Here is a 22,505-nt window from a genome sequence, read left to right on the forward strand (position 1 = left end):
CAAATTAGTCTTTGCAAATAACATTTGAACCTTCACCATCAATTACAATTCCCTGACGGTTGTTAATCGGGCATAGATTCAAATCCGAAAACTCAGTCATTATTTTCTCGGTAACTTTCTTAAATGGTGCTGTAAGATAATGCGGAAGAACATAGAAATCAATCAAATCAAGCCCTGCATCATCTTCTTGTGAGTAGTCCTCTGGCTTTTCATCCATTTGCTCGATATATTGGATGCTTGGAGCGCATATAATTGCGCCTGCCGACTCGCCGATCATCAATTTTCCATTTGCCAATTCCTTTTTCAGTAGCCCATCAGTTCCCGTTTTACGGAGCTGGTCCATAAGAAAGAAAGAATTTCCGCCGGTAAAATATATCACATCTGCTTCTTCAAAAACAGACTGTATCGTTGAATAAGCCTCCGTTGAAATATCAATTTCAGTTACGATTGCTCCCAACTTTTTGAATAATTTTCGAGCCGAGCCGACATAACCGGTGTAGCCTTCACGCAGTGAAGCTGTTGGAATAAATGCGACTTTCTTATTTTCAATTTCTTCCTTTATCAGACTTCCCACACTTGAAAAGTGCGAACATAAAAATAGCTTCATCAATATTCTCCTTTATAAATTTCGATTTACTGAATTTTCCCTTCACATCTATACCACTGCCTGCAACCACCCAAAATGGTCGAGTTGCCGGATTGGTTGTCAGCCCTTTCCGTTTTCCAAAAATCAGCCCGAAATGCCTGACATCTAATCCACTGTCTCAAATCGCGACATCTAATCCGAGGTCACAACCTGACACAGATTTCGCGTTAGATATGTTTCCATATAAGAAAACCAAGCTTTTTCAGAAGTCTGGCTTCAAATCCAAACCTCCGAAAAAGCCCGGAAATACGCCGCTTTCTGGCACTTGATTTCATTTCCTTGACATCAATACTACCGTCTCCACGTGTCCGCTCCACGGGAACATATCCACAGTTTTTACCCGTTTCACCTCATATCCTCTCTCTCCCAGATACTTCACATCCCTGGCCAGAGTCGCGGAGTCACAGCTGACATATACCACCTTCTCCGGTGCCATCTTTACGATGGTGTCCAGGCAGACGCTGTCGCAGCCTTTTCTAGGCGGATCTACCACAATGGTGTCGGCGTAGACCTGGTTCTTTTCATACTGTTCCGGCAGTACCTCCTCCGCTTTTCCGACGAAGAACTCGACATTTTCAAAATGGTTCAGCTTTGCGTTGGCACGGGCATCATCAATCGCCTGCGGAATAATCTCTACGCCATATACTTTCTTTGCTTTCTGCGCCAGAAACAGGGAGATGGTTCCGATACCGCAGTAAAGATCCCACACGGTTTCCTCGCCAGTCAGGCCTGCATACTCCAGAGCGGTTCCGTAAAGTTTCTGGGTCTGCACCGGATTGACCTGATAAAAGGACAGTGGAGAGATGCGATAGCAGACATTTCCGATATAATCGGTGATATAGCCCGGTCCATATAGATTTACGATCTCTTTTCCCATAATGACGTTGGTCTTTTCCCGATTGATACTGCAGGAAATGCTTGCCATGTGGGAAGGGAACAGCTTCACCAGGCGCTCCACCAGCACCTCCGGTGCCTTTAGTTTCTTCACATCGCCATTCAATACCAGGCAGACCATCAGTTCTTCTGTGGCAAAGCCCTTGCGAATCAGCACATGACGAACGAGACCCTTGTGCAGTTCTTCCTCATATGGTGCGATATGATACTCTTCCATGAAGCCGCGGATACAGTCCAGAATCGGCTGATTCTCTTCCACACCAAGCAGACAGTCCTCCTGCTCAATGATAGCGTGGGTCCTGCCTGCATAAAAGCCTGTGATGATACGTCCGTCTTTATCTTTTCCAAACGGGAACTGGGCTTTGTTGCGGTAACGCCACGGCTCGTCCATGCCGATGATCGGCTCCATCGGAATCTCAGTCAGTCCGCCAATGTGGCTTAAATTATTGCGTACTTTGTTTTCCTTAAATCTTAACTGTTCTTCATAGCTCATGGCCTGAAGCTGACATCCGCCGCACTGGCGGGCTGACGGGCAGCGAGGAGTCACGCGGCATGCTGATGGTTCCAATACCTGTATCAGGCGCGCAAAGCCGTAGGATTTTTTCGTTTTCATAACTTTGGCTTCCACCACATCGCCGATCACGGCATCCTTTACAAACCAGATGAAGCCGTCGGTCTTTCCGATTCCTTCCCCGGTATCACTCATATCCTCTATCCGAACCTGAAATACATCATTCTTTTTCCAATCCATGTGTTTATCCTTTCATTCCGCCAAACTTCTTTCCTCTCATTTTACGGGTTTTCCCGCCTCTGCGCAAGCGTTCCAGCAGCTTCCCTCTAAAAACCTTCCAAAAAAGTCCCTTTTCCGTAATATTTTGTTCTGAAACTTTCTACTTTCTTCACAATCTCCTCAAACTTTAGACACATTTTTCCAGTATCATATAACCATGATGTGAGGAAGAGAAAACACTGAAAGCCTTACCATCAGAATGAACAGAAAGTAAAAGAACATGTTCATTATACACCAATATAAGAGAGCCTGGCAGCAACAAGCGCGCAAACGCTGCCGGGGTCGTCCAACAACAATCCGTTATCCATCTGCTATGATGGAACAAACGGTTCCCATATATCGATACTTTACATTACCTCTTTCCCCTTTTTAATCAGAAAACGCGCCCGAAGCGGCACGTTTTCTGATTTTTATGTTCTGTTATTTAATACTCTGTTGTCTTTCTGATATTCGTCTCCAGCAGCCGGTTATATCCAAGCCAGCCCTGATTATCTCCGGCACCCCGCAGCACCTCGATCATCGTCTCCATCTTGGCGTCAGCATTATCCGCGAAGTTCAAAGCCATAGCCTCTAACAGCGCCGGCTTTTTCGGGGAACCGTATTCCAGCTCACCATGATGTGCCAGAATGCAGTGCTTTAACTCTGTTGCAAGCTTTGGCGGAAAGCCTTCGATGGTGCGCATGCGCTCACTGACCATCTCGGTGCCGATGATGATGTGCCCCAGCAGCTGGCCGTCATCGGTGTAGTCATTTTCCGGGAATACGGATAATTCCTTCGTCTTGCCGATATCGTGAAACATAGCTGCGGTTAACAGCAGATCACGGTTTAACATCGGATATGCACCTGCAAAGTAGTCGCACATTTTGGCAACGCTTAAGGTATGCTCCAGCAGGCCGCCCACAAAGCCGTGATGTACACTCTTTGCCGCGCTGTGGAACTGAAATGCCCTGGCAAAATCCGGATCTCCGAAGTAGCTGTCCAGAAGCTTTTTCAGATACGGATTCTTCACAGAGGCAATGAGTGCCAGCAGTTCGGAATACATCTGCTTCACATCTTTTAAGGAAACCGGAAGGTAATCAGCCGGGATATACTCGCCCTCATCTGCCTTGCGGATCCGCTTTACATTCAGCTGGTTGGCGCCCATGAACACGGTCACATCTGCATCAATGTATACATAATCCAGCGTTTCGAAATTTCCGACTCCCGGAGATCCCAGATCCCAGATTTTTGCGTCAATGGTACCGGTCTTATCCTGGAGTACCAGGTTGCCGTATTCCTTTCCATTCTTCGTCAGCGCAATCTGCCTGTTTTTGCACAGATACACATCAGAAATGTGCATACCTTCTCTAAAACTGTCAATATACCTCATATCTTTCCCTTTACTTTCTATCTTTCTTGATTCTACCGGCTTCCTACCGTCACATCAAATTCCAGCTCGGTGTAGGTGTCGCGGCCATTCCGCGCCACGGTCACATGTACCACCTGGCCGCAGGTCATTTTATCCAGCGCTGCCTGATATTCTTTCATGGATGTTACCGGCTCACCGGCAAGCTCCGTAAGAATATCTCCATTCTGGATTCCCGCATTGTAGGCTGGTTTATCTGTCACTGCGTTCATCACATAAATACCGGCCGGAAGTCCGTTTTCCACCTGCGCGTCCGTTACTTCCTGACCCACGATTCCGATACAGGGCACAGCCTGGCCATTGCTGAGTTTTTCCAGAATCCCCTTATAATCGGAGATTCCAAACACCTCTGTCACGCGGTCTGATGCCTCGGGGCTATCCGGTTCCTGCGCCCAGCCTACCAGTTCACCATTTGTATTCACCAGAAAGGTTCCCTTTCCGGCATCTGCCAGAATATTGGAATATAACATGCGGCAATGCTGATCCACCATGGGGTTGCTGCGCACCACATAAGACACAAAGCCGTAATCCATGGAATGGACCACTCCGGCCGGACTGCCTACCGCCGCAATCAGATCTCCCTGCTGCACCTGATAGGAATTGCCTAACGGTATCGGTTCCAGATCCCGCAGCTGTGTCGCACTGATGTCCTGCACGCTGATGCTGACAATGGCCTGCCCGGAAATGGCATCCTTCTGCTTCATATGGCCACTCACATCGTTTCCGTTCCCGAGCGTAACCTTGATGGAATCAGCCTGTTCTACCGCTGCCTCAGGTGTCAGCACCAAAAGCTCCTGACTGGTTTTTGCGATGATCATTCCGGCATACAGACCGGTCGTTTCCACCGGATTATCAAACCAGTCCGTGTTCTGCTGCACGGAATGCACCACCACTACGCTCTTGTCCGCAGTCTGGGCTTTGCCCCGCAGACTGTTTAACATGGAATTTAAATCATCTACCGTATAACGATATTGCTCCAGAGCAGTCTGGACCATCTCTTCTACCGGCTCCGTCTCCGTTTCAGCCACACGTTCGTTTTCTATTGCTTCCACCGGAGATTCCAGTTCATCCTTTGGAATGGAAATAGCGGATGTGGTTGGCCGGTTTCCTGCCGACAGCTGTTCCAGAATCGGTCTGGTCAGCACAAAGCAAACTGCAGATACCACACCGAATATCACACCGGCGCAGGCCGCTGTAGCCATCCTGGTGCCAACCTGCTTCCTGCTTGGCGCCGGTCTTACAATTTTTTCACTGATAAAATCACGGTCATTCTTTTTTTCAGGTTTCTTTTCCGGATCCCGTATCTCAGACATTCACGTCCTCCTTACTTCATAATCCTTGCAATGGTCCGGCCGCTGTATAAATCTGCCGGATCATTTCCCGTCCTCCCCAGATGCATAACGTTTTATGCATTACATTCTATTATAAGGTTTTGAGCCAATTTGCGCAACTAAAAAAGAATCCGCCCGTGTACAGTAACGCCATTTCATGCTATAATCCAGATACAAATAAAAACAAATCGAGGATTTTTATGAACCAGAAAGTTTTGAAAACATTAGAATATAACAAAATCATCCATCAACTGACCGGTTACGCGGCTTCCGCTCCGGGAAAGCTCCTGTGTCAGAACCTGCTCCCTATGAGTGACTTCCATGAGATCGTGCAGGCCCAGACAGAGACCAGCGACGCCCTCACCCGTGTCCGCATGAAGGGCAGCCTTTCCTTAAGCGGCATCCGCGATGTCCGGGATTCCTTAAAACGTCTGGAAATCGGCAGTGCCTTAGGCATCCCGGAGCTGTTATCCATCAGCTCTCTGCTCACCGTGGCGGCCCGCGCCAAAGCCTACGGCCATCATGAGGAATCCGAAGAATTTCCGGATGACTCCCTAGATCAGATGTTCCGCAGCCTGGAGCCATTAACGCCTGCTAACAACGAAATCAAGCGCTGCATCATTTCCGAAGAAGAGATCAGTGACAATGCAAGCCCCGGCCTGCACAAGGTCCGCCGCTCCATGCACGGCATCAATGACCGCATCCACACCCAGTTAAACAGCATCTTAAACAGCTGCCGCTCCTATCTGCAGGACGCTGTCATCACCATGCGTGACGGGCGCTACTGCCTGCCGGTCAAGGCAGAGTATAAATCCCAGGTGAACGGCATGGTACACGACCAGTCCTCCACCGGTTCCACCCTGTTCATCGAGCCAATGGCAGTCATTCAGTTAAACAACGAACTGCGCACCCTGGAAATTCAGGAGCAGAAGGAGATCGAAGCTGTTCTGGCTGATCTGAGCAATCAGCTTACGCCTTACACCACAGAGCTGGCCATCGACCTGCAGATCCTGACCAGGCTGGACTTTATCTTCGCAAAAGCTGCCCTGTCCCGCCATTTCAAGTGCAGTGAACCGAAGTTCAACACTGAGGGACGCATTCACATCAAGGACGGACGCCATCCGCTTCTGGACCCGCAGAAGGTGGTCCCGATCACCGTATGGCTTGGCACCGATTTTGATCTTCTTATGGTCACCGGACCAAACACCGGCGGTAAAACGGTTTCCTTAAAAACCGTAGGCCTCTTTACCCTGATGGGGCAGGCCGGTCTGCATATTCCGGCATTTGAAGGCTCAGAGCTGGCTGTATTTGAGGAAGTCTTTGCCGATATCGGCGATGAGCAAAGCATTGAGCAGAGTCTCAGTACCTTCTCCGCCCATATGACCAACATCGTAAATATTTTAAATCAGGCCGACAGCCGCTCTCTCTGCCTGTTCGATGAGCTCTGTTCCGGAACTGATCCGACTGAGGGTGCGGCTCTGGCCATTGCCATCTTAAACTTCCTGCACAACATGAAGTGCCGCACTATGGCTACCACACATTACAGCGAATTAAAGATCTACGCCCTCAGCACTCCGGGCGTGGAAAATGCCTGCTGCGAGTTTGATGTTGCCACCCTGCGCCCAACCTACCGTCTCTTAATCGGCATCCCGGGCAAGAGTAATGCGTTTGCCATCTCCAAAAAGCTGGGACTGCCGGATTACATCATCGAGGACGCGAAAAATCATCTGGAATCCGAGGATGAAACCTTTGAAGATGTCATCAGCCGTCTGGAGGAAAACCGTGTCACCATCGAGAAAGAGCGCGCGGAGATTGAGAACTACAAGGCAGAGATTGCCCGCCTGAAATCCGGTCTGGAAAAGAAAGAAGAGCGTTTCGATGAGCGCAGGGACAAGATGATCCGCAAGGCCAACGAAGAGGCTCAGCAGATCCTGCGGGAAGCAAAGGAAACGGCAGACCGCACCATCAAGAACATCAACAAGCTGGCTGCTTCCTCCGGCATCGACACCAAGGCCCTCGAGGCAGAGCGCACAAAGCTGCGCGACAGCTTAAAGAAGGTCGAGGGCGGCCTCTCCTTAAAGCAGGAGACCAGAAAGCCGCACAAGGCCATCAACCCGAAGACTCTGAAGCTGGGCGACGGCGTGCGTGTGCTTTCCATGAACTTAAATGGTACCGTCAGCAGCCTTCCTGACGCCCAGGGCAACGTATTTGTCCAGATGGGCATCCTGCGCTCCAAGGTGAACATAAGCGACCTGGAGCTGCTTCAGGAGAATTCTGTCAGCGGTCCGGGACTGGAAGCCCGCCGCAAGGGCAGCGGAAGCAGCAACATCAAGATGTCCAAGTCCTTTGGCATCTCCCCGGAGATCAATGTCCTGGGTATGACCGTGGACGAGGCCGTGGCACAGCTTGACAAATATCTGGACGATGCCTACATTGCCCATCTGCCGCAGGTACGCATTGTGCACGGTAAGGGTACCGGAGCGCTGCGCGCCGGCATCCACAAGCACTTAAAACGGCTCAAATATATTAAGGAATTCCACCTGGGCGGCTTCGGAGAAGGCGACGCAGGCGTAACCATCGTAGTATTCAAGTAAATTGGGAGGATAAAAACATGGCTGAAAAGCAGCGGATTTTGATTGTAGATGATGATGAGAACATCGCAGAGCTGATTTCTCTCTATCTGATGAAAGAATGCTACGAAACCTATATTGTCAATGACGGCGAGGAAGCCCTGAAGATCTTCCCGGAATTTAAGCCGAACCTGATCCTGCTGGATCTGATGCTTCCGGGCATCGACGGCTACCAGGTGTGCCGTGAGCTGCGGGCCACCTCCCAAGTGCCGATCATCATGCTTTCCGCCAAGGGCGAAATTTTTGATAAGGTCCTGGGACTGGAGCTGGGCGCCGATGACTACATGATCAAGCCCTTCGACTCCAAGGAGCTGGTAGCCCGGGTCAAGGCCGTGCTGCGCCGCTATCAGGCTGCTCCGGCTCCGGCCGCGCCGGAACCGGCCCAGCAGGGCGAGTATGTGGAGTACCCGGACCTGACCGTCAACCTGACCAACTACGCGGTCACCTACTGCGGCCATTCCGTGGAGATGCCGCCGAAGGAACTGGAGCTTCTGTATTTCCTGGCTTCCTCACCGAACCAGGTCTTCACCAGAGAGCAGCTCTTAGACCATATCTGGGGCTACGAATACATCGGAGACACCCGCACCGTAGACGTACATATCAAACGTCTCCGGGAAAAGATCAAGGATCACGCCAACTGGGCGCTGACCACCGTGTGGGGCATTGGATATAAATTTGAAGTGCGGAAGTAAAAAAGTAGACAGGCACCTTTCAAGGTGTCTGTCCACTTTTTTACTGGATCCAGGCTCCGTCTCCGCCGACGTAGCAGCCATCCGGAGTCCGGCTATTTACAAGCATGGCTCCGGTGCTGTCCGTGTAATACCATTTTCCGTTATCCTCGATCCATCCGCAGCGCAGATAACCATTCATTCCAAAGCAATACCAGATTCCGTCTATCTGCACCCAGCGGCCCACCGGGTAGCTTCCATCTTTAAACTGGAACCATTTGCCGCCCTGGTCAATGCACCAGTGGTTGCCCTGTGCGGTGGAAAAATCCTGTCCGCTGCCTGCTGCCACACCGGGACCTCCGGTGCTGGCTGGATTTCTTCCGGTATCCCCGGGGCCTCCGGAAACATATTTTCCATCTCCGGGACCTCCGGAATAGCTGTGGCGGTAATCATAGCTGAGATCATCTGCTTCCTCCGCAGTCAGAAACATGGTATCGGAACTTACCCACTCTCCCTTTGCCGATCCGCTTCCCACAGCACGTACCATAAAGCAGTAGTTGCCCCTGCGGGTCATGTGACCGGCAAAATCATAGGCATTATCGTAAACCGATGCGGTACTCATCACAGAAGAATCGTTCCGGTACAGCTTCACCTGATAATACCGGGCTGACGTGTTGTCCGTCCAGGTACCACTGCCGGAATCTCCGTCCCATCTTACATTCTCAACATTCAGATCCGTGCCGGGATCCGGCGCCGCAAACCCGCTGACCACTCCAGCCAGGCTCATCCCCATGACAAGCAACATGCCTGCAATACATTTCCCTGTTTTTTTCATACGCGTTCTCCTTCTTTACTCTTACAGATTCGTTGCCAGGGGCAGGGAAAAGATAAACTCCGATCCCACGCCTTCTGTGCTGACTACATCAATATTTTCCCCATGTGCCTGAATGATTTCTTTTACAATGGCCAGCCCCAGTCCGGTGCCTTTTTTATCTTTTCCGCGGGACAGATCAGACTTATAAAACCGGTCAAAAACCTTTTGTACACTGTCTTTCGGAATGCCAATGCCCGTATCCTTCACGGAAACAAAAATCTTTTCATTTTTAATGCGGGTCTGGATATAAATCGTGGAATCCTGATGACTGAACTTGATGGCATTGTCAATCAGGTTATAAAGCACCTGCTGGATCTTTCCCAGATCTGCATACACCATCTGCATGCTGTCCGAAAAGGTCAGTTCGAAATTAATATTCTTCTTTTCACAGGTTCCCTCAAAGGAAGCCGCTGTGTCTTTGATCACGCGGTTGATATCAAAGCTTGACCTCGAAAGATATCCCTTACTGTCTAAGGAATTTAACGTCAGCATACCCTGTGTCAGCTTGGTCAGGCGCTCCGTCTCCGAAATCACACGGGTCAGATATTTTTCATACATTTCCGGCGGAATCGTTCCGTCTATAATCGCTTCCAGATAGCCTTTGATAGATGTCAGCGGAGAACGGAAATCATGAGAGACATTGGCGATAAAGTTTCTCTGATATTCCTCCAGCTTGTTCAGCTCACCGGACATATAGTTTAGCGTACCAGCCAGATAGCCCATCTCATCCCGGGTATTCAGATCAATCCTGTACTCCAGATTGCCGGCCGCATATTCATTGGCACCCTCCGTGATCTTCTGCAGCGGAAAATACACAGTCTTCGTGAACACCAGCAAAATGATCAGGGACAGGATAAACAGGATCGCTGCCGTTATGTAAACCACATTCAGATTTGAATTGCTCATCTCCCAGATCACGCTCATAGGAAGATGCACCAGCACATAGCCGTAGGTATTGTAATTTCCCGTAATGGGTGCGGAAACACTTAAAACATCATACGGAAAGAGCCCGTAGTAAGTTCCGGTACAATAAGACTTATTGCCTGTCGCCGTCGGATCAAACCCTTCGATGGCTGTCCCGGCCCGCTTATTCTGTTCGCTGTCCACCACAATGATGCCCTGGCGGTTCACCACCCAGATCTCCGCCCGCACAAACTTGGCCACGGCCTGAAGCTGCGGGTAGACGGAATCCAGATCCTGCTTCTTCCCCTGATACACACTGCTGTAGGCTGACGCGATCAGATTCGCCTCGTCATACATGGCTTCCGCCTGGTTTTTTACCTGATTTTTGTTCATCAGCTGCGCGGATAAGGTCGCAATCGACGCAAAGCCAAGCAAACCGAATACCAGATAGCCCAAGATAAATTTATAGTAAAGTGAATGCTTCATAGATACATAAAACCCCTTATTCTGTAATGGATGTCCTGATTATATTCATTCTAACACAAAATAAGGCTGAAATAAACAAACAAAAAGCACGCCTGGCAGCGTGCTTTCCGTTTAGGAGTTGAGTTTCTGATTTCACGGGTCAGATGAAACCAGACGAAATGTATAGAATATTCACATGTAGTTAGTTGCGGCTAACTGTCATTATATTAGCATATGCTAACTGTTTTTGCAAGCCCTTTTTTCAAATTTTTTTAATTTTTTATCTGCTGCGGTCCTGGTATTCAGACGGAGAGATTCCGATCAGCTTCTTAAACTGGGCGCTGAAATAGGCTGTGTCGGAATATCCTACCTGCTCTGCCACTTCGTAAACCTTCACACGGCAATCCTTCAGCAGGGACATGGCTTTTTTCATGCGATACCGCGTTAAATAGCTGGTGAAGGTATAGTCCGTTTCCTTTTTGAACACACGGCTTAAATACCCTTCGCTGATTTCCAGTTCTCCTGCCACGGTACTGATATTGATATCCTCCCGGAAGTGTTCCCGGATCAGCTGTACAGCCTGCTCTACGTATTTATTCTTCGTATTTTTCACCGGATTTAACCGGAACACCGGCATATCCTGCTCCTTCGCCGCTTTTGACTCCAGCGCCTCTTCCTGCCCCTGAATACGGCGCACCACAAGCTCCAGTTCACCGTCTTTGAGCGGCTTCAGCAGATAGTCACTGACACCAAGGCGAAGCGCGCTCTGGGCATACTTGAAGTCGCTGTAGGCCGTCAGGATGATAAATTTTGCCTGGCAGCCATTTTCCCGCAGCTTCGCGATCATCTCCACGCCATCCATGCGGGGCATCTTCACATCTGTCACCACAATATCCGGCGACAGGCGTTCCACCAAAGCTGCGCCCTCCTCCCCATTGGCCGCTTCTCCCACGACGACACAGCCCAGGGCAGACCAGTCAATGGTCAGGATAATGCCCTTGCGGGCCATTGTCTCATCTTCCACCACTACTACTCTATTCATGTTCCACTTCCTTCCAAAATGGCAGCCTCAGCGTCACAGTAGTGCCGTCTTCCGCCACTTCCGCATGCATACCGTACTCCTCTCCATAGTAAATCTTTAAAATCTGGATCACATTGAAAAGGCCCAGATGTCCATCCCGCTTTGCCGGTGCCGGGCTGTTGATCCAGTCCACCATATCCCGGCTCATGCCGCAGCCATCATCCGTCACGGAAATGCTTAAAGCACCGTCCTTCTGGGCCGCGTAAATACAGATATAGCCATTATCACATCCATCCAGGCCATGAATGATGGCATTTTCGACCAGCGGCTGCAGAATCATTTTGGGGATCATGCTTTCTTCCAGAAGATCTGGAATTTCTGTTTCATAGAGGAACCTTCCGCTGAACCGGATCTTCTGGATGCGGATATAGCTGTCTATGGTATCCAGCTCCTCCCTCAGGGTGATGAATGGCTTGCTGGAAATGCTTTTTCTTAAGATTACTGCCAGGTTTTCCGCCAGCACCGCAATCTCCGGGATCTGATTGATCTTGGCATTCCACTTAATGGTATCCAGTGTGTTATACAAAAAATGCGGATTTAACTGTGTCTGATACAGGCGCAGGGTCGTCTCATTTAAATCCTTCTGCTGCTGCACCTTCTCCTCCAGGTATGTTTTCAGATCACGTACCATACCGTTAAAGCTGTCTGTCAGCCTTCCCAGTTCATCGGTACGGGTACTGTTGACACGGATGTTTAAATCTCCTGCCTTAACCTTTTCCATGGCCTTATCCAGCTGGCTGACCGGCTTTACAATATTCCGGGTCAGCGCGCCGGAGATCATCATGGACAGGACCAGGCTCAGCAGGGACATGGCCAGGACCACCGTTCCCATCGTCTGCATGGCCGGGGAACTGATGGGCGCCTGACGGCACAGGATCACATAAAACCCACGCTCCGGTTCCTGCATCCACAAATACTGTGTGTCTTCCTCCTCATTCATGTTGGTCTCATCATAGTCTGATCTGGAACAGTACAGAAGCCGCTTATGGGAATCCAGAAGCCAGATGGTATCTGTCTGGGAATAGAAGCCGCTGAAAACATTATCAAAATTTTCCCGGGTAAAATCCAGCACCAGATATCCGGTCCTGGCTCCGCCGGGATTTTCTATCGCGTAAGCCCCCTGCATCAGCACACGGTCATCATTCAGTGTCAGGTATGGATCTGTGCGGTACCAGGTCATGCCCGCCTGTCCGGATGCTTTCTTTAAAATACCCCAATACACAGGCAGAGAATCTGCCCGCGACAGTGTATCCGTGGTAAACCGCAGCTTTCCGCCCACATCGTACACACTGATCTGGGCATGTCCGTAGATTTCCTGCGAAGCCTGATATAAAGAAACGTACATGCCCCGCTGCATTTCTATCGTAGTGGTATCGATCATATAGCGGGACACGGTACCGTTCCTTGTAAGTTCCCGGCACGCTTCCTCACAGTCATCCAGAAGCGCTGCAAAACGGCTGCGGATCTCCGTAATCTGCCGGTTCGCCTCCTGCTCACTCTGGCGGTTCAGGGAAGCTGTAAACAGCCGCACCATGACCACGCTGGTTAACAGAAGCGGAACCAGTGTTACCAGAAAGCAGGCCAGAAAAACCTGGTCCCGGAACGAAAGGGTTTTATGCTTCATGCTCCGCCCTCCCTTCCGTCTGCCTGCTGCCACAACATGTCTGCCTGCTGTTTTGCTTCCGAAAGCTCAGCCTTTCCTGCCTCCGGAAGCGGCAGCTTTTCCATCGGATCCATGCCTTTTTCCGCAGCTGTGTCCGTCCGCACGGAACGGCGGTTCCGGCTCACTGCCATGATCTTCTGCGCGTCACGGCTGACCGTAAAATCCAGAAAGGCCAGGGCTTCTTCTTTATGGCTGCTTCCGGCGCGGACTGCCGTACCGTCCAGCACTATCGCAGTTCCCTCCTCAGGATAAATATAATCCACATCGGCTCCGCCGCTGCGAAGCGTCTGAGCCGCCGCCTCCGTGGTCACACCAACCGAATAACGCCCGTCCAGGATCCCCTCATTGACCTGCTCCACGCTTTTTAAGACCTCATAATTCAGATTTTCCGCCAGTTTTCCAATATAATCCTCACCGCTCTGACTGCCAAGCATGGCTGCCGCAAGTGCCAGGGCAGAAACATCAGACTGCTCCGGATCCGCAAAGGCCACACGCCCCTGCCACCGGGGCTCCAGCAAACTCTCCCAGCCCACCGGAAGCTCCCTGTAGGTCACCACATTGGTGTTGTACATGATTACCAGCGGCAATACTGAAAAACCGGTCCAGAAATGGTCCGGTGACACATACCGGCTGTCCAGCATTTTGGCCTCACTGCTCTCACAGGGAAACCACAGCTCTTTATATTCATCCAGAAGTTCTGTGTTCACGCCAAAGGCCAGATCCCATTCTGCCGGCTGATCCGGTCCGCGCTTTCCATCTCCGTTTCGCTCTGTCTGTTCCTGCGCAAGCCAGGTCCGGATCTCTTCCGATGTTCCCGCCTGCACTTCAACTATCAGACCGGTACGCTCTTCAAATTCCTTTACCACCGGCTCATAAACCGGAAGCTCCAGATCCGTACAGACCACCAGATCTGCCTGCCGCGTAAGCGGCGGCTCCGTCCTGCGCCCGCAGCCGGAAATAAAGACTGCCAAAACGAACAACGCCGTTTTTCTAAAGTTTCTGCTTTTCATCCAGTCATTCCCCTCAAAATTCAGCCATTTCAAAACAAAAAATCCCCGTTCTCCGGACTTCTGCCATTTTCGTGACTTCATGGATTTCCCGTATCTTCACTGATACGGCCTTATCACTATATTATAGCAGAAATCCCGGAAAAACGGAGATTTTGCAGGACATTTACAGTCCCAAAAACTTCTCAAATACTTCACAGAGCAGCACAGCCTCATGCTCCGTCTGCATCTCGCAGAAGATGCGAAGCAGCGGTTCCGTTCCGGAAAACCGGGCGCTGACCCAGCCTCCATTTTTTAAGTAAACCTTGCAGCCGTCCATGTAGGAAACATGATCAATCTCAAATGGGATCTCCGGCAATGCCTGGTCCATCATCAGGGTCTTGTGGATGCGTTCCTTTTCCTCTGCCGTGAAACGGTACGCGCGCTCTTCCATGTGGATCTCGCCGTACTCCTTGCGGATGTCCTCAGCAATCTCAGAAAGCTTCTTGCCGCTGACTGCCATCATCTCCACCAGAAGGGAAGCCGCGTAAATACCATCCTTGCCATGGATATGGCCCTTTACTGTCAGACCGCCGGAGGATTCGCCGCCAATGATAGCATCGGTCTCCTGCATCTTTGCGGAAATATACTTAAAGCCCACCGGCACCTCATAGCATTTCTGGCCGAAGCTCTCTGCCACCTTGTCCAGCACATGGGTAGTAGACAGGTTGCGCACCGCCGGGCCGCGCCAGCCGCGGTATTTCAGCAGATAATAATACAGCATGACCAGAATGGTATTTGCGTGAAGGTAATGTCCCTTATCATCAATCACACCCAAACGGTCCGCATCACCATCGGTGGCAATACCGATGTCACAGTATCGGTCCAGCACATAATTCTGGAGGCTGCGCAGCGTGCTTTCTGTCGGAGCCGGCATCTTGCCGCCAAACAGCGTATCATGCTGGGAATTGATAGTCTCAACAGTGCAGCGGGCAATGGAAAGGATCGTACAGAGCGCCGTCAGGCTCACACCGTACATCGGATCAATGGCAATACGCAGGTCGCGCTCCCGGATGGCATCCAGATTGATAAGGGAAATGATGTTGTCCAGATACTCATTCATCGGGTTCATCTCCACCACCCGGCCGCTCTTCACCAGTTCCTGGTATGCATGCGGCGGCATCTGTCCGTTCTCCTCCGGATCCGGCACGTAGAGTTTCTCTGCCTGCTCCAGATATTTCTCAATATCTGCTGTCTGATGTTCGTCTGCGTCGCGGCCGCCTCTTGTGAATACCTTGATACCGTTGTAGATAGCCGGATTGTGACTGGCTGTTACCATCATGCCATAGCTGAGATCATGCTTCATCACATAGAACATGATGAGCGGGGTCGGGGAACTGCGGTCCACAAACAGCACCCTGATTCCCTGCTGCCCCAATATTTCACAGGACCAGATAACAGCCTCTTTGGAAAGGAAACGCCGGTCATAACCGATCACCACCGGCTTGTCCTCCACATGCTCTGCCTTGATTTTCAAAGACATGGCCAGTGCAAGCTTCTGAATGTTTTCTTTCGTAAACTCTTCGCCAATGATGGCTCTCCAGCCACCAGTGCCAAATTTTATCATAACCACACCTCTCTTTTATAAGAGCTCCGGCGGCCTCTCAGACCGCCGAACGCTGTAGCTGTTTCCGGATCAGACAACCGATACCCTGCCCTTGCTGACTTTCAGGAAAATCAGCAGGGAAATCACAGTGCTGACCGTCAGGATGGAGGCCAGCGCTGCCGCGGTACCGAAGCTGTTTCGTACCACCTCCGTGTAGATCGCAACAGAAATCGTGCTGGTCTTGCCGCCATACAGCATAACGCTGGAGGACAGCTCATTGATACAGGTGATCCAGCTTAAGATCGCGCCGGAGAGAACTCCCGGTGCCATCAGTCTGGCAGTCACATTTACAAAGGTCTTCATCGGGGATACACCCAGGCTGATGGAAGCCTCTTCCACGCTCACATCCATCTGCTGCAGGAATGCACTGCCGGAACGGACGGTATAAGGCAGCTTGCGGACAATAAACGCAATGATCATGATCATAGCGGTACCGGTCAAGATCACCGGCTGTTTGTTGAAGGCAACGATCAGGCTGATACCGAGGACAGCGCCCGGAATGACAAACGGGAACATGATCAGAAGATCCATGAGCTGGCCAGCCAGCCCTTTCTGGCGCACGACGATGTAAGAGATCAGCATGCCCAGGATGATAATGAACACGATCGCGATCGAGGAGAATACGAAGGTGTTGCGGATATTGGTCCACAGACGGTTGAAGATCGTTGCATAGCTGTCCAGACTGAAGCCCTTCTGGAATCCGGTAAAATCACATTTGATAAAGCTGCTGACGATCACCACGATCTGCGGCATAATACCGATCAGAGTAACGAGCAGTACCGGCAGGGTAACCAGGAAACGCTTTCCACCGTGAAGAACTTCTTCCTTCGGCGGGCGCATGGCAGTCATCACATAGTTTTTGCGGCTCACGAAATATTTCTGAACCAGAAGAACAGTGGTGGAGCAGAGTACTACCACAACAGAAAGGGCACTTGCCAGATGGGCATTTCCTCCGATCTCACTCATGTACTCATTGTATACAAGAACCGGAAGAACCATATAGCCCTCGCCGATCAGCATCGGGGTGCCGAAGTCTGCCAGGCTGGTCATGAATACCATGATCGCGCCTGCCGCGATGGACGGAGCCACAACCGGAAGGGTAATGGTTAAGAGACGGCGCAGCTTGTTGCTGCCCAGGTTCTCTGCCGCTTCCTCAATGCTGGAGTCAATGCTTCCCATGGCACCTGATGTATACAGATACACGTATGGGAAAAGCTTAAACGTAAATACCAGGATGATTCCCAGCTTGCCGTAAATACTCGGCAGATGGATCCCGATATTGGCAAACAGCCTTGTCACAAAACCTGCACGGCCAAACAGCATGATCCAGCTGTAGGCACCGATGAACGGCGGGCTCATCAGACTCATGATAATAAAAATATGAATGAAGCTCTTGCCAAATACATTATAGCGGGACATGATATATGCGATCGGGACTCCTACCAGAAGCGTGGTGCAGGTGGTCACAATCGATACAAACAGGCTTCGTCCCAGCGCCGAATAGTAATATTTCTTCGTAAAAAACCGGATGTAGTTTTCAAAGGTGAATCCGGCCGTCTTGTTGGAAAAGAAGCTTCGGGTGATCAGGGTGCAAAACGGATAGATCAAAAAGATCAGCATAAATCCGATCACTACCACCTTGACCCAGAACCAGAAATCCAGTTTTTTCCGGGATGTTACCATGAAATCACCTCCTGGGTTGCCGCATCGTATACGCCCACTGCGTTGATGTCAAAGTTGACCTTCACCTGCTCGCCATCCGGGCGCACCATCTGCACATCCTTGGTGTACTCGTTGAGCTGCAGGGTCTGTCCGTTGTTCAGCTCAATCTCATACTCAATGAAATCGCCCAGGAAGGTGGACATCACGATCCTGCCCGGAAGTCCGTTTTCCTTGTCAAAGAACAGCTGCTCCGGTCTTGCGGAAATGATGCCCTTGCCGGTAAATGGCTTTTTTAACTTACAGGTGATGCTGCACTCATCCTTGACATTTAAAACCGCCGCCTCCGGATTTTTGCCATCCACCTCACACTCCACAAAGTTAGACACGCCGATAAATCCGGCTACAAAGGTGTTTTCCGGTTTCTTGTAAATGGCTTCCGGCGTTCCCACCTGCATGATATTGCCTTCTTTCATGACGGCAATCCGATCCGAAATAGCCAGTGCTTCCTCCTGGTCATGGGTAACGTAAATGGTAGTAATGCCGAGTCTTCTCTGCAGCTTCTTGATGGCGGTCCGCATCTGCACGCGGAGCTTCGCGTCCAGGTTGGAAAGCGGCTCATCCATTAAAAGAACGCCCGGCTCAATCACAAAGGCTCTGGCCAGTGCCACACGCTGCTGCTGGCCTCCGGAAAGCTCGTTCGGCTTTCGGTCCTTTAACTGGCCGATCTGGACCAGTTCCAGTGCCTCTTCCACCTTGCCCGGTATCTGATCCTTCGGACATTTCTTTGCTTTCAGTCCGTATGCCACGTTCTCTGCTACCGTCAGATGCGGAAAGATCGCATAATTCTGGAATACCATGCCAATATCACGCTTATGCGCTTCCAGATTGTTGATGACCTTGTCATCGAAACAGATCTCACCACCGTCCACGCTGTTAAATCCCGCGATCATACGAAGCAGGGTGGTCTTTCCACAGCCGGAAGGTCCAAGCAGGGTAAAGAACTCACCCGGCCGGATTTCCAGGTCCACTCCATTTAACGCAGTGAAATTCCCGTATTTTTTTACGGCTTTTTTTATGATAACTGCATGACTCATATTCATTCCTCCATTCCTTCATAACCGAAAAGGCTGCCCGCCCGCTTGGGGCAAGGCAGTCTTTCCGTTTTCGCTCAGCTGTTTACTTGCTGTATCTCACGATTCAGTGTTTGCATTTTCTTTGCCGGTGTTCTTAAAATTAATCTACCATGATATCATTGAAATGCTCGATATTGGCTTCCTTCTCATTTGCTGCCCAGTCAAAGTCATAATCAACTAATACCAGGTCATCCAGCTTCGCCATGCCATCGCCAACTTCCATATCGCTGCGAACCGGACGACGTCCCCAGTTCTGGCTCTGCTCAGTCTGGCATTCTTTTGAAGTAACAAAATCAATGAACAGCTTTGCGTTCTCTTCGTTCGGGCATCCCTTAACCAGTGCAACACCATCCGGAACTGCGCTGGTGCCGTCTTTCGGATATACAAATCCAACGGATGGATCATCTGCGTATTTGATTGCGGATTTCTCAATGGTAATTCCTACATAGAACTCACCGTCAGCTACCATCTTGTGACACTTACCGGAAGAGTCAACGATCTTGCCATCCAGATTGTCATACAGCTTCTTGATGAAATCCCATCCGGCTTCCTTGCCGCCATGTCCAAGGATCATGGTGCACAGCTGGGTGTATGCGGAACCGGATTTAGACGGCAGACAGTAAGCAATTTTACCCTTCCACTCCGGCTTGGTTAAGTCTTCCCAGGACTCCGGAATGGTTAAACCATCTTTTTCAATTAAGTCTTTGTTATAGAAGATAACCATCGGAAGCGGGCTCTCGCCGATCCACAGGCCATCCGGGTCTTTGTATGCATCGCCGATAAATTCATCGTTTGCGCATACATACGGCTGGAAGTACTCCTTAAATGCTGCCAGTGAGTCTGCACCGCCGCCCCACAGTACGTCTGCGATCGGGTTTGCGGACTCTGCCGCGATTCGGTTGCAAAGCTCACCGGTTCCGGCTGCTACCACCTCAACCTTTACGTTCGGATATTTCTCCATGAATAGGTTTACACCTGCATTCAGCGGATCTGCGTCATGCGGGGAATATACGACTACACTGCCGGTATAATCTTCCGGAGCCTTCTCGGCCGTTTCCTCTTTGGAAGCTTCCTCGGCCTTAGATTCCTCTGCTTTTGTCTCTTCGGCCTTGGTCTCTGCCGGTGCTGCTGTTGTCTCTGCTGCCTTTCCGCCGCCGCATGCGGTCATACTCAGAGCCATAAGTGCCGCTAACGATGCTGCAAACCAACGTTTTTTCATAATACCTCTCTCCTTTTCACGTTCTTGCTGATGTCACGTTCTCCGGGAATGAAGCTGTGAGCGAATGAGCAGCTGTCATTTTCCCTTGTTGATGTATTTATTATAGGACTGTTTTATTCATTTTTCCATTTATATTTCTGACTTTTCTTTTGTAATTCTGAACTTTGTATAATAAATTTGTATTTCATCGCATTCTTTTGTGCACTATTTATCCATTCGCAATCCTGCTTGCAGACACATACCGCCACAGCAAAAAGGACCTGCCCGCAGGCAGATCCTCTCTTATCATTCGCTCTGATTCTGTAATTGCTTTACACTTCATCTTTCCAGTGCAGCCGGTGCAGATGGCCTTCCATATTCATCTTCTCAAATCCGTTCTGGCGCAGTGCCTCATACAGCACGATCGCCACCGAATTGGAGAGGTTCAGGGAACGGATATCGCCCCACATGGGAATGCGCACACAGTTTTCCTTGTGCTCCACCAGAATTTCTTCCGGGATTCCGGCACTTTCCTTGCCGAACATGATATAGCAGTCCGGCTCGTACTCAACCTCAGTGTAGGTTTTCGGCGCTTTGGTAGTAGCCATGTAGATCTTCGCCCCCGGATTGCGGTCCAGAAAATCCTGAAAGTCGGAATACACGGTAACATCCAGCTTATCCCAGTAGTCCAGTCCGGCACGCTTTACAGCCTTCTCATTCAGCTTAAAGCCCAAAGGCTCAATCAAGTGCAGACGGGTGTTGGTAGCCACACAGGTACGGCCAATATTTCCGGTATTCATCGGCATTTCCGGCTCAAATAATACAATGTTCATCTTTCTTACTCCGTTTTTCCGTCCAGACGGTCTACAAACCGTTTCATGCGGCTTAAGGCCTCCTTCAGACTCTTTAAGGAATAGGCATAGGATACGCGCAGGAATCCTTCTCCACAGTCGCCGAAGGCGGTTCCCGGCACAACTGCCACTTTTTCCTCCCGCAACAGGCGGGTCGCAAACTCCTCAGAGGTCATGCCAAACCGCTTGATGCTCGGGAACATATAGAACGCACCCTGTGGCTCAAAGCAGTCCAGATGCATCTCCTCAAACGCATTGATCAGGAAACGGCGGCGCTGGTCATAGGACTCACGCATGTGCTGCACGTCTTCATCGCCATTGCGCAGCGCTTCCACTGCAGCGTACTGGCTGGTGGTCGGTGCACACATGATGGCATACTGATGGATCTTCAGCATCTGTTTTAAGATCACCTCCGGCGCGCAGGCATAGCCCAGACGCCATCCGGTCATGGCAAAGGCTTTGGAGAAACCATTGATCAGAACAGTGCGCTCCTTCATGCCCGGCAGAGATGCAATGGATACATGATTCTCTTTCGCATAGGTCAGCTCTGAGTAAATCTCATCTGAAATAACAAACATATCTTTCTCAAGGATGATCTCAGCAATCTTCTCCAGATCTTCCCTCTCCATGATGGCACCGGTCGGGTTGTTCGGGAACGGCAGCACCAGGATTTTTGTCTTCGGGGTGATCTTTTCCAGTAATTTCTCCGGAGTTAAGCGGAAGCGGTCTTTCTCCTCCAGCTCGATCGGCACAGGGACACCGTCTGCCAGCACACAGCACGGCGTGTAGGAAACGTAGCTCGGCTGCGGGATCAGCACTTCATCTCCCGGATCGATCATGGCGCGCATAGCCGCATCAATGGCTTCGCTGCCGCCCACTGTCACCATGATCTCATGGTCCGGGTCATAGCAGATATTGCAGCGGCGCTCCAGATAGTTGTGAATCTCAATCTTTAAGTCCTTTAAACCTGCGTTGGAGGTATAAAAGGTACGTCCCTTTTCCAGAGAGTAGATGCCCTCCTCGCGAATGTGCCACGGCGTGTCAAAATCCGGCTCACCCACACCAAGGGAAATCGCATCCTTCATCTCACTTACGATATCAAAAAATTTTCGGATCCCGGACGGCGGGATGGAAACGATCTTTTCATTTAATGGGTTTCTCACGGGGTAATCAGCATCCTTTCATCCTGGACCTCATCGCAGAGAACGGTTCCGTGGTCCTTATATTTTTTCAGTACAAAATGGGTTGCAGTGCTTAAAACAGAATCCAGCGGAGCCAGCTTGTCAGAAACAAACTGTGCTACCTGGCGCATGGTCTTGCCCTCGATAAATACGGTGAAATCAAAAGCACCGGACATTAAGTACACTGCATTCACCTCGCTGTACTGGTAAATGCGCTCCGCGATCTTGTCAAAGCCCATGCCGCGCTGGGGAGTTACCTTTACCTCGATCAGCGCAACCACTTTTTCCTCACTGGTATTGTCCCAGTTGATCAGGGTGTGATAACCACAGATAATATGCTCTTTCTCCATCTCGGCAATCTCATTGGCGACCGCGACTTCGCTCTCCCCTAAAAGAATCGCCAGGTCATGGATATCGATTCTGCTGTTCTTTTCGATTACCGCCAAAATTTTCTCTCTCATTTTTTGATTGCCTCCTT

General features: G+C 50.5%; 18 protein-coding genes. 2 read left to right on the forward strand and 16 right to left on the reverse strand.

All coding sequences use genetic code 11. The features are described 5' to 3' along the window. Positions 1–4: 4 nt before the first annotated feature. From DW819_RS02870 to DW819_RS02885, 4 genes are all read right to left on the reverse strand, one after another. Entirely contained in the window at positions 5–607 is a 603-nt protein-coding gene (locus tag DW819_RS02870; protein ID WP_118731980.1) for a Type 1 glutamine amidotransferase-like domain-containing protein, read from the reverse strand. Between the two features lie 310 nt (positions 608–917). After that, positions 918–2,291 (reverse strand): 23S rRNA (uracil(1939)-C(5))-methyltransferase RlmD, encoded by a 1,374-nt coding sequence (gene rlmD, locus DW819_RS02875; RefSeq protein ID WP_118731981.1) that lies wholly within the window; start codon positions 2,289–2,291, stop codon positions 918–920. Positions 2,292–2,754: 463 nt separating this feature from the next. Beyond that, a complete protein-coding gene (locus DW819_RS02880) occupies positions 2,755–3,699 on the reverse strand; it encodes an HD domain-containing protein (RefSeq protein ID WP_118731982.1) in 945 nt (314 codons plus the stop codon). A 32-nt stretch (positions 3,700–3,731) separates the two neighbouring features. Continuing rightward, the gene (locus DW819_RS02885; protein ID WP_118731983.1) at positions 3,732–5,048 is read right to left on the reverse strand and encodes a S1C family serine protease; all 1,317 of its coding nucleotides are present in this window, start codon (positions 5,046–5,048) and stop codon (positions 3,732–3,734) included. Positions 5,049–5,266: 218 nt separating this feature from the next. On the opposite strand from DW819_RS02885, the gene DW819_RS02890 reads away from it, so the two are divergent. Both DW819_RS02890 and DW819_RS02895 read left to right on the forward strand, forming a co-directional pair. Then, entirely contained in the window at positions 5,267–7,660 is a 2,394-nt protein-coding gene (locus DW819_RS02890) for an endonuclease MutS2 (protein ID WP_118731984.1), read from the forward strand. Between the two features lie 17 nt (positions 7,661–7,677). Continuing rightward, a complete protein-coding gene (locus DW819_RS02895; RefSeq protein WP_118731985.1) occupies positions 7,678–8,388 on the forward strand; it encodes a response regulator transcription factor in 711 nt (236 codons plus the stop codon). 40 nt (positions 8,389–8,428) lie between these two features. Here the strand turns inward: DW819_RS02895 and DW819_RS02900 are convergent, their stop codons facing one another. The 12 genes from DW819_RS02900 to DW819_RS02955 all read right to left on the reverse strand — a co-directional run bounded on the left by DW819_RS02900 (position 8,429) and on the right by DW819_RS02955 (position 22,488). Next, positions 8,429–9,199, reverse strand: a complete 771-nt coding sequence (locus DW819_RS02900; RefSeq protein WP_118732033.1) for a hypothetical protein — start codon at positions 9,197–9,199, stop codon at positions 8,429–8,431. Positions 9,200–9,220: 21 nt separating this feature from the next. Next, entirely contained in the window at positions 9,221–10,627 is a 1,407-nt protein-coding gene (locus DW819_RS02905) for a HAMP domain-containing sensor histidine kinase (RefSeq protein WP_118731986.1), read from the reverse strand. A 259-nt stretch (positions 10,628–10,886) separates the two neighbouring features. Next, the gene (locus DW819_RS02910; RefSeq protein ID WP_118731987.1) at positions 10,887–11,648 is read right to left on the reverse strand and encodes a response regulator; all 762 of its coding nucleotides are present in this window, start codon (positions 11,646–11,648) and stop codon (positions 10,887–10,889) included. Next, positions 11,641–13,311, reverse strand: coding sequence for a sensor histidine kinase (locus DW819_RS02915; RefSeq protein ID WP_118731988.1), 1,671 nt, complete (start codon positions 13,309–13,311; stop codon positions 11,641–11,643). Before DW819_RS02915 ends, DW819_RS02910 begins: the two co-directional genes overlap by 8 nt. Beyond that, positions 13,308–14,360, reverse strand: a complete 1,053-nt coding sequence (locus DW819_RS02920; RefSeq protein ID WP_182432548.1) for an extracellular solute-binding protein — start codon at positions 14,358–14,360, stop codon at positions 13,308–13,310. The genes DW819_RS02915 and DW819_RS02920 overlap by 4 nt, the downstream gene beginning before the upstream one ends. Positions 14,361–14,523: 163 nt before the next feature. After that, entirely contained in the window at positions 14,524–15,963 is a 1,440-nt protein-coding gene (locus DW819_RS02925) for a phosphoglucomutase/phosphomannomutase family protein (protein WP_118731990.1), read from the reverse strand. A gap of 69 nt (positions 15,964–16,032) precedes the next feature. Continuing rightward, positions 16,033–17,685, reverse strand: a complete 1,653-nt coding sequence (locus tag DW819_RS02930; RefSeq protein WP_118731991.1) for an iron ABC transporter permease — start codon at positions 17,683–17,685, stop codon at positions 16,033–16,035. Next, the gene (locus DW819_RS02935; RefSeq protein WP_118731992.1) at positions 17,679–18,758 is read right to left on the reverse strand and encodes an ABC transporter ATP-binding protein; all 1,080 of its coding nucleotides are present in this window, start codon (positions 18,756–18,758) and stop codon (positions 17,679–17,681) included. Before DW819_RS02935 ends, DW819_RS02930 begins: the two co-directional genes overlap by 7 nt. Positions 18,759–18,897: 139 nt before the next feature. Beyond that, positions 18,898–20,016, reverse strand: a complete 1,119-nt coding sequence (locus DW819_RS02940; RefSeq protein ID WP_118731993.1) for an ABC transporter substrate-binding protein — start codon at positions 20,014–20,016, stop codon at positions 18,898–18,900. A gap of 311 nt (positions 20,017–20,327) precedes the next feature. After that, positions 20,328–20,828 (reverse strand): tRNA (cytidine(34)-2'-O)-methyltransferase, encoded by a 501-nt coding sequence (locus DW819_RS02945; RefSeq protein ID WP_118531139.1) that lies wholly within the window; start codon positions 20,826–20,828, stop codon positions 20,328–20,330. Between the two features lie 5 nt (positions 20,829–20,833). Next, positions 20,834–22,009 carry an aminotransferase class I/II-fold pyridoxal phosphate-dependent enzyme gene (locus DW819_RS02950; protein WP_118731994.1) on the reverse strand — a complete coding sequence of 392 codons (1,176 nt, stop codon included), beginning with the start codon at positions 22,007–22,009 and terminating at the stop codon, positions 20,834–20,836. Next, positions 22,006–22,488, reverse strand: coding sequence for an Lrp/AsnC family transcriptional regulator (locus DW819_RS02955; protein ID WP_118531135.1), 483 nt, complete (start codon positions 22,486–22,488; stop codon positions 22,006–22,008). Before DW819_RS02955 ends, DW819_RS02950 begins: the two co-directional genes overlap by 4 nt. Positions 22,489–22,505: the final 17 nt, after the last annotated feature.

Source organism: Clostridium sp. AM33-3 (assembly GCF_003480315.1).
In the GTDB taxonomy this organism is placed as follows: domain Bacteria; phylum Bacillota; class Clostridia; order Lachnospirales; family Lachnospiraceae; genus Brotaphodocola.

Excerpts from the sequence above, each read along its gene's own strand:
- DW819_RS02885 (WP_118731983.1), bottom strand. The coding sequence starts at position 5,048 with ATGTCTGAGATACGGGATCCGGAAAAGAAACCTGAAAAAAAGAATGAC.
- DW819_RS02940 (WP_118731993.1), bottom strand. The coding sequence starts at position 20,016 with ATGAAAAAACGTTGGTTTGCAGCATCGTTAGCGGCACTTATGGCTCTG.
- DW819_RS02905 (WP_118731986.1), bottom strand. The coding sequence starts at position 10,627 with ATGAAGCATTCACTTTACTATAAATTTATCTTGGGCTATCTGGTATTC.
- DW819_RS02930 (WP_118731991.1), bottom strand. The coding sequence starts at position 17,685 with ATGGTAACATCCCGGAAAAAACTGGATTTCTGGTTCTGGGTCAAGGTG.
- DW819_RS02880 (WP_118731982.1), bottom strand. The coding sequence starts at position 3,699 with ATGAGGTATATTGACAGTTTTAGAGAAGGTATGCACATTTCTGATGTG.
- DW819_RS02935 (WP_118731992.1), bottom strand. The coding sequence starts at position 18,758 with ATGAGTCATGCAGTTATCATAAAAAAAGCCGTAAAAAAATACGGGAAT.
- DW819_RS02915 (WP_118731988.1), bottom strand. The coding sequence starts at position 13,311 with ATGAAGCATAAAACCCTTTCGTTCCGGGACCAGGTTTTTCTGGCCTGC.
- DW819_RS02925 (WP_118731990.1), bottom strand. The coding sequence starts at position 15,963 with ATGATAAAATTTGGCACTGGTGGCTGGAGAGCCATCATTGGCGAAGAG.
- DW819_RS02955 (WP_118531135.1), bottom strand. The coding sequence starts at position 22,488 with ATGAGAGAGAAAATTTTGGCGGTAATCGAAAAGAACAGCAGAATCGAT.
- DW819_RS02920 (WP_182432548.1), bottom strand. The coding sequence starts at position 14,360 with ATGAAAAGCAGAAACTTTAGAAAAACGGCGTTGTTCGTTTTGGCAGTC.
- DW819_RS02945 (WP_118531139.1), bottom strand. The coding sequence starts at position 20,828 with ATGAACATTGTATTATTTGAGCCGGAAATGCCGATGAATACCGGAAAT.
- DW819_RS02910 (WP_118731987.1), bottom strand. The coding sequence starts at position 11,648 with ATGAATAGAGTAGTAGTGGTGGAAGATGAGACAATGGCCCGCAAGGGC.
- DW819_RS02900 (WP_118732033.1), bottom strand. The coding sequence starts at position 9,199 with ATGAAAAAAACAGGGAAATGTATTGCAGGCATGTTGCTTGTCATGGGG.
- DW819_RS02890 (WP_118731984.1), top strand. The coding sequence starts at position 5,267 with ATGAACCAGAAAGTTTTGAAAACATTAGAATATAACAAAATCATCCAT.
- DW819_RS02870 (WP_118731980.1), bottom strand. The coding sequence starts at position 607 with ATGAAGCTATTTTTATGTTCGCACTTTTCAAGTGTGGGAAGTCTGATA.
- rlmD (WP_118731981.1), bottom strand. The coding sequence starts at position 2,291 with ATGGATTGGAAAAAGAATGATGTATTTCAGGTTCGGATAGAGGATATG.
- DW819_RS02895 (WP_118731985.1), top strand. The coding sequence starts at position 7,678 with ATGGCTGAAAAGCAGCGGATTTTGATTGTAGATGATGATGAGAACATC.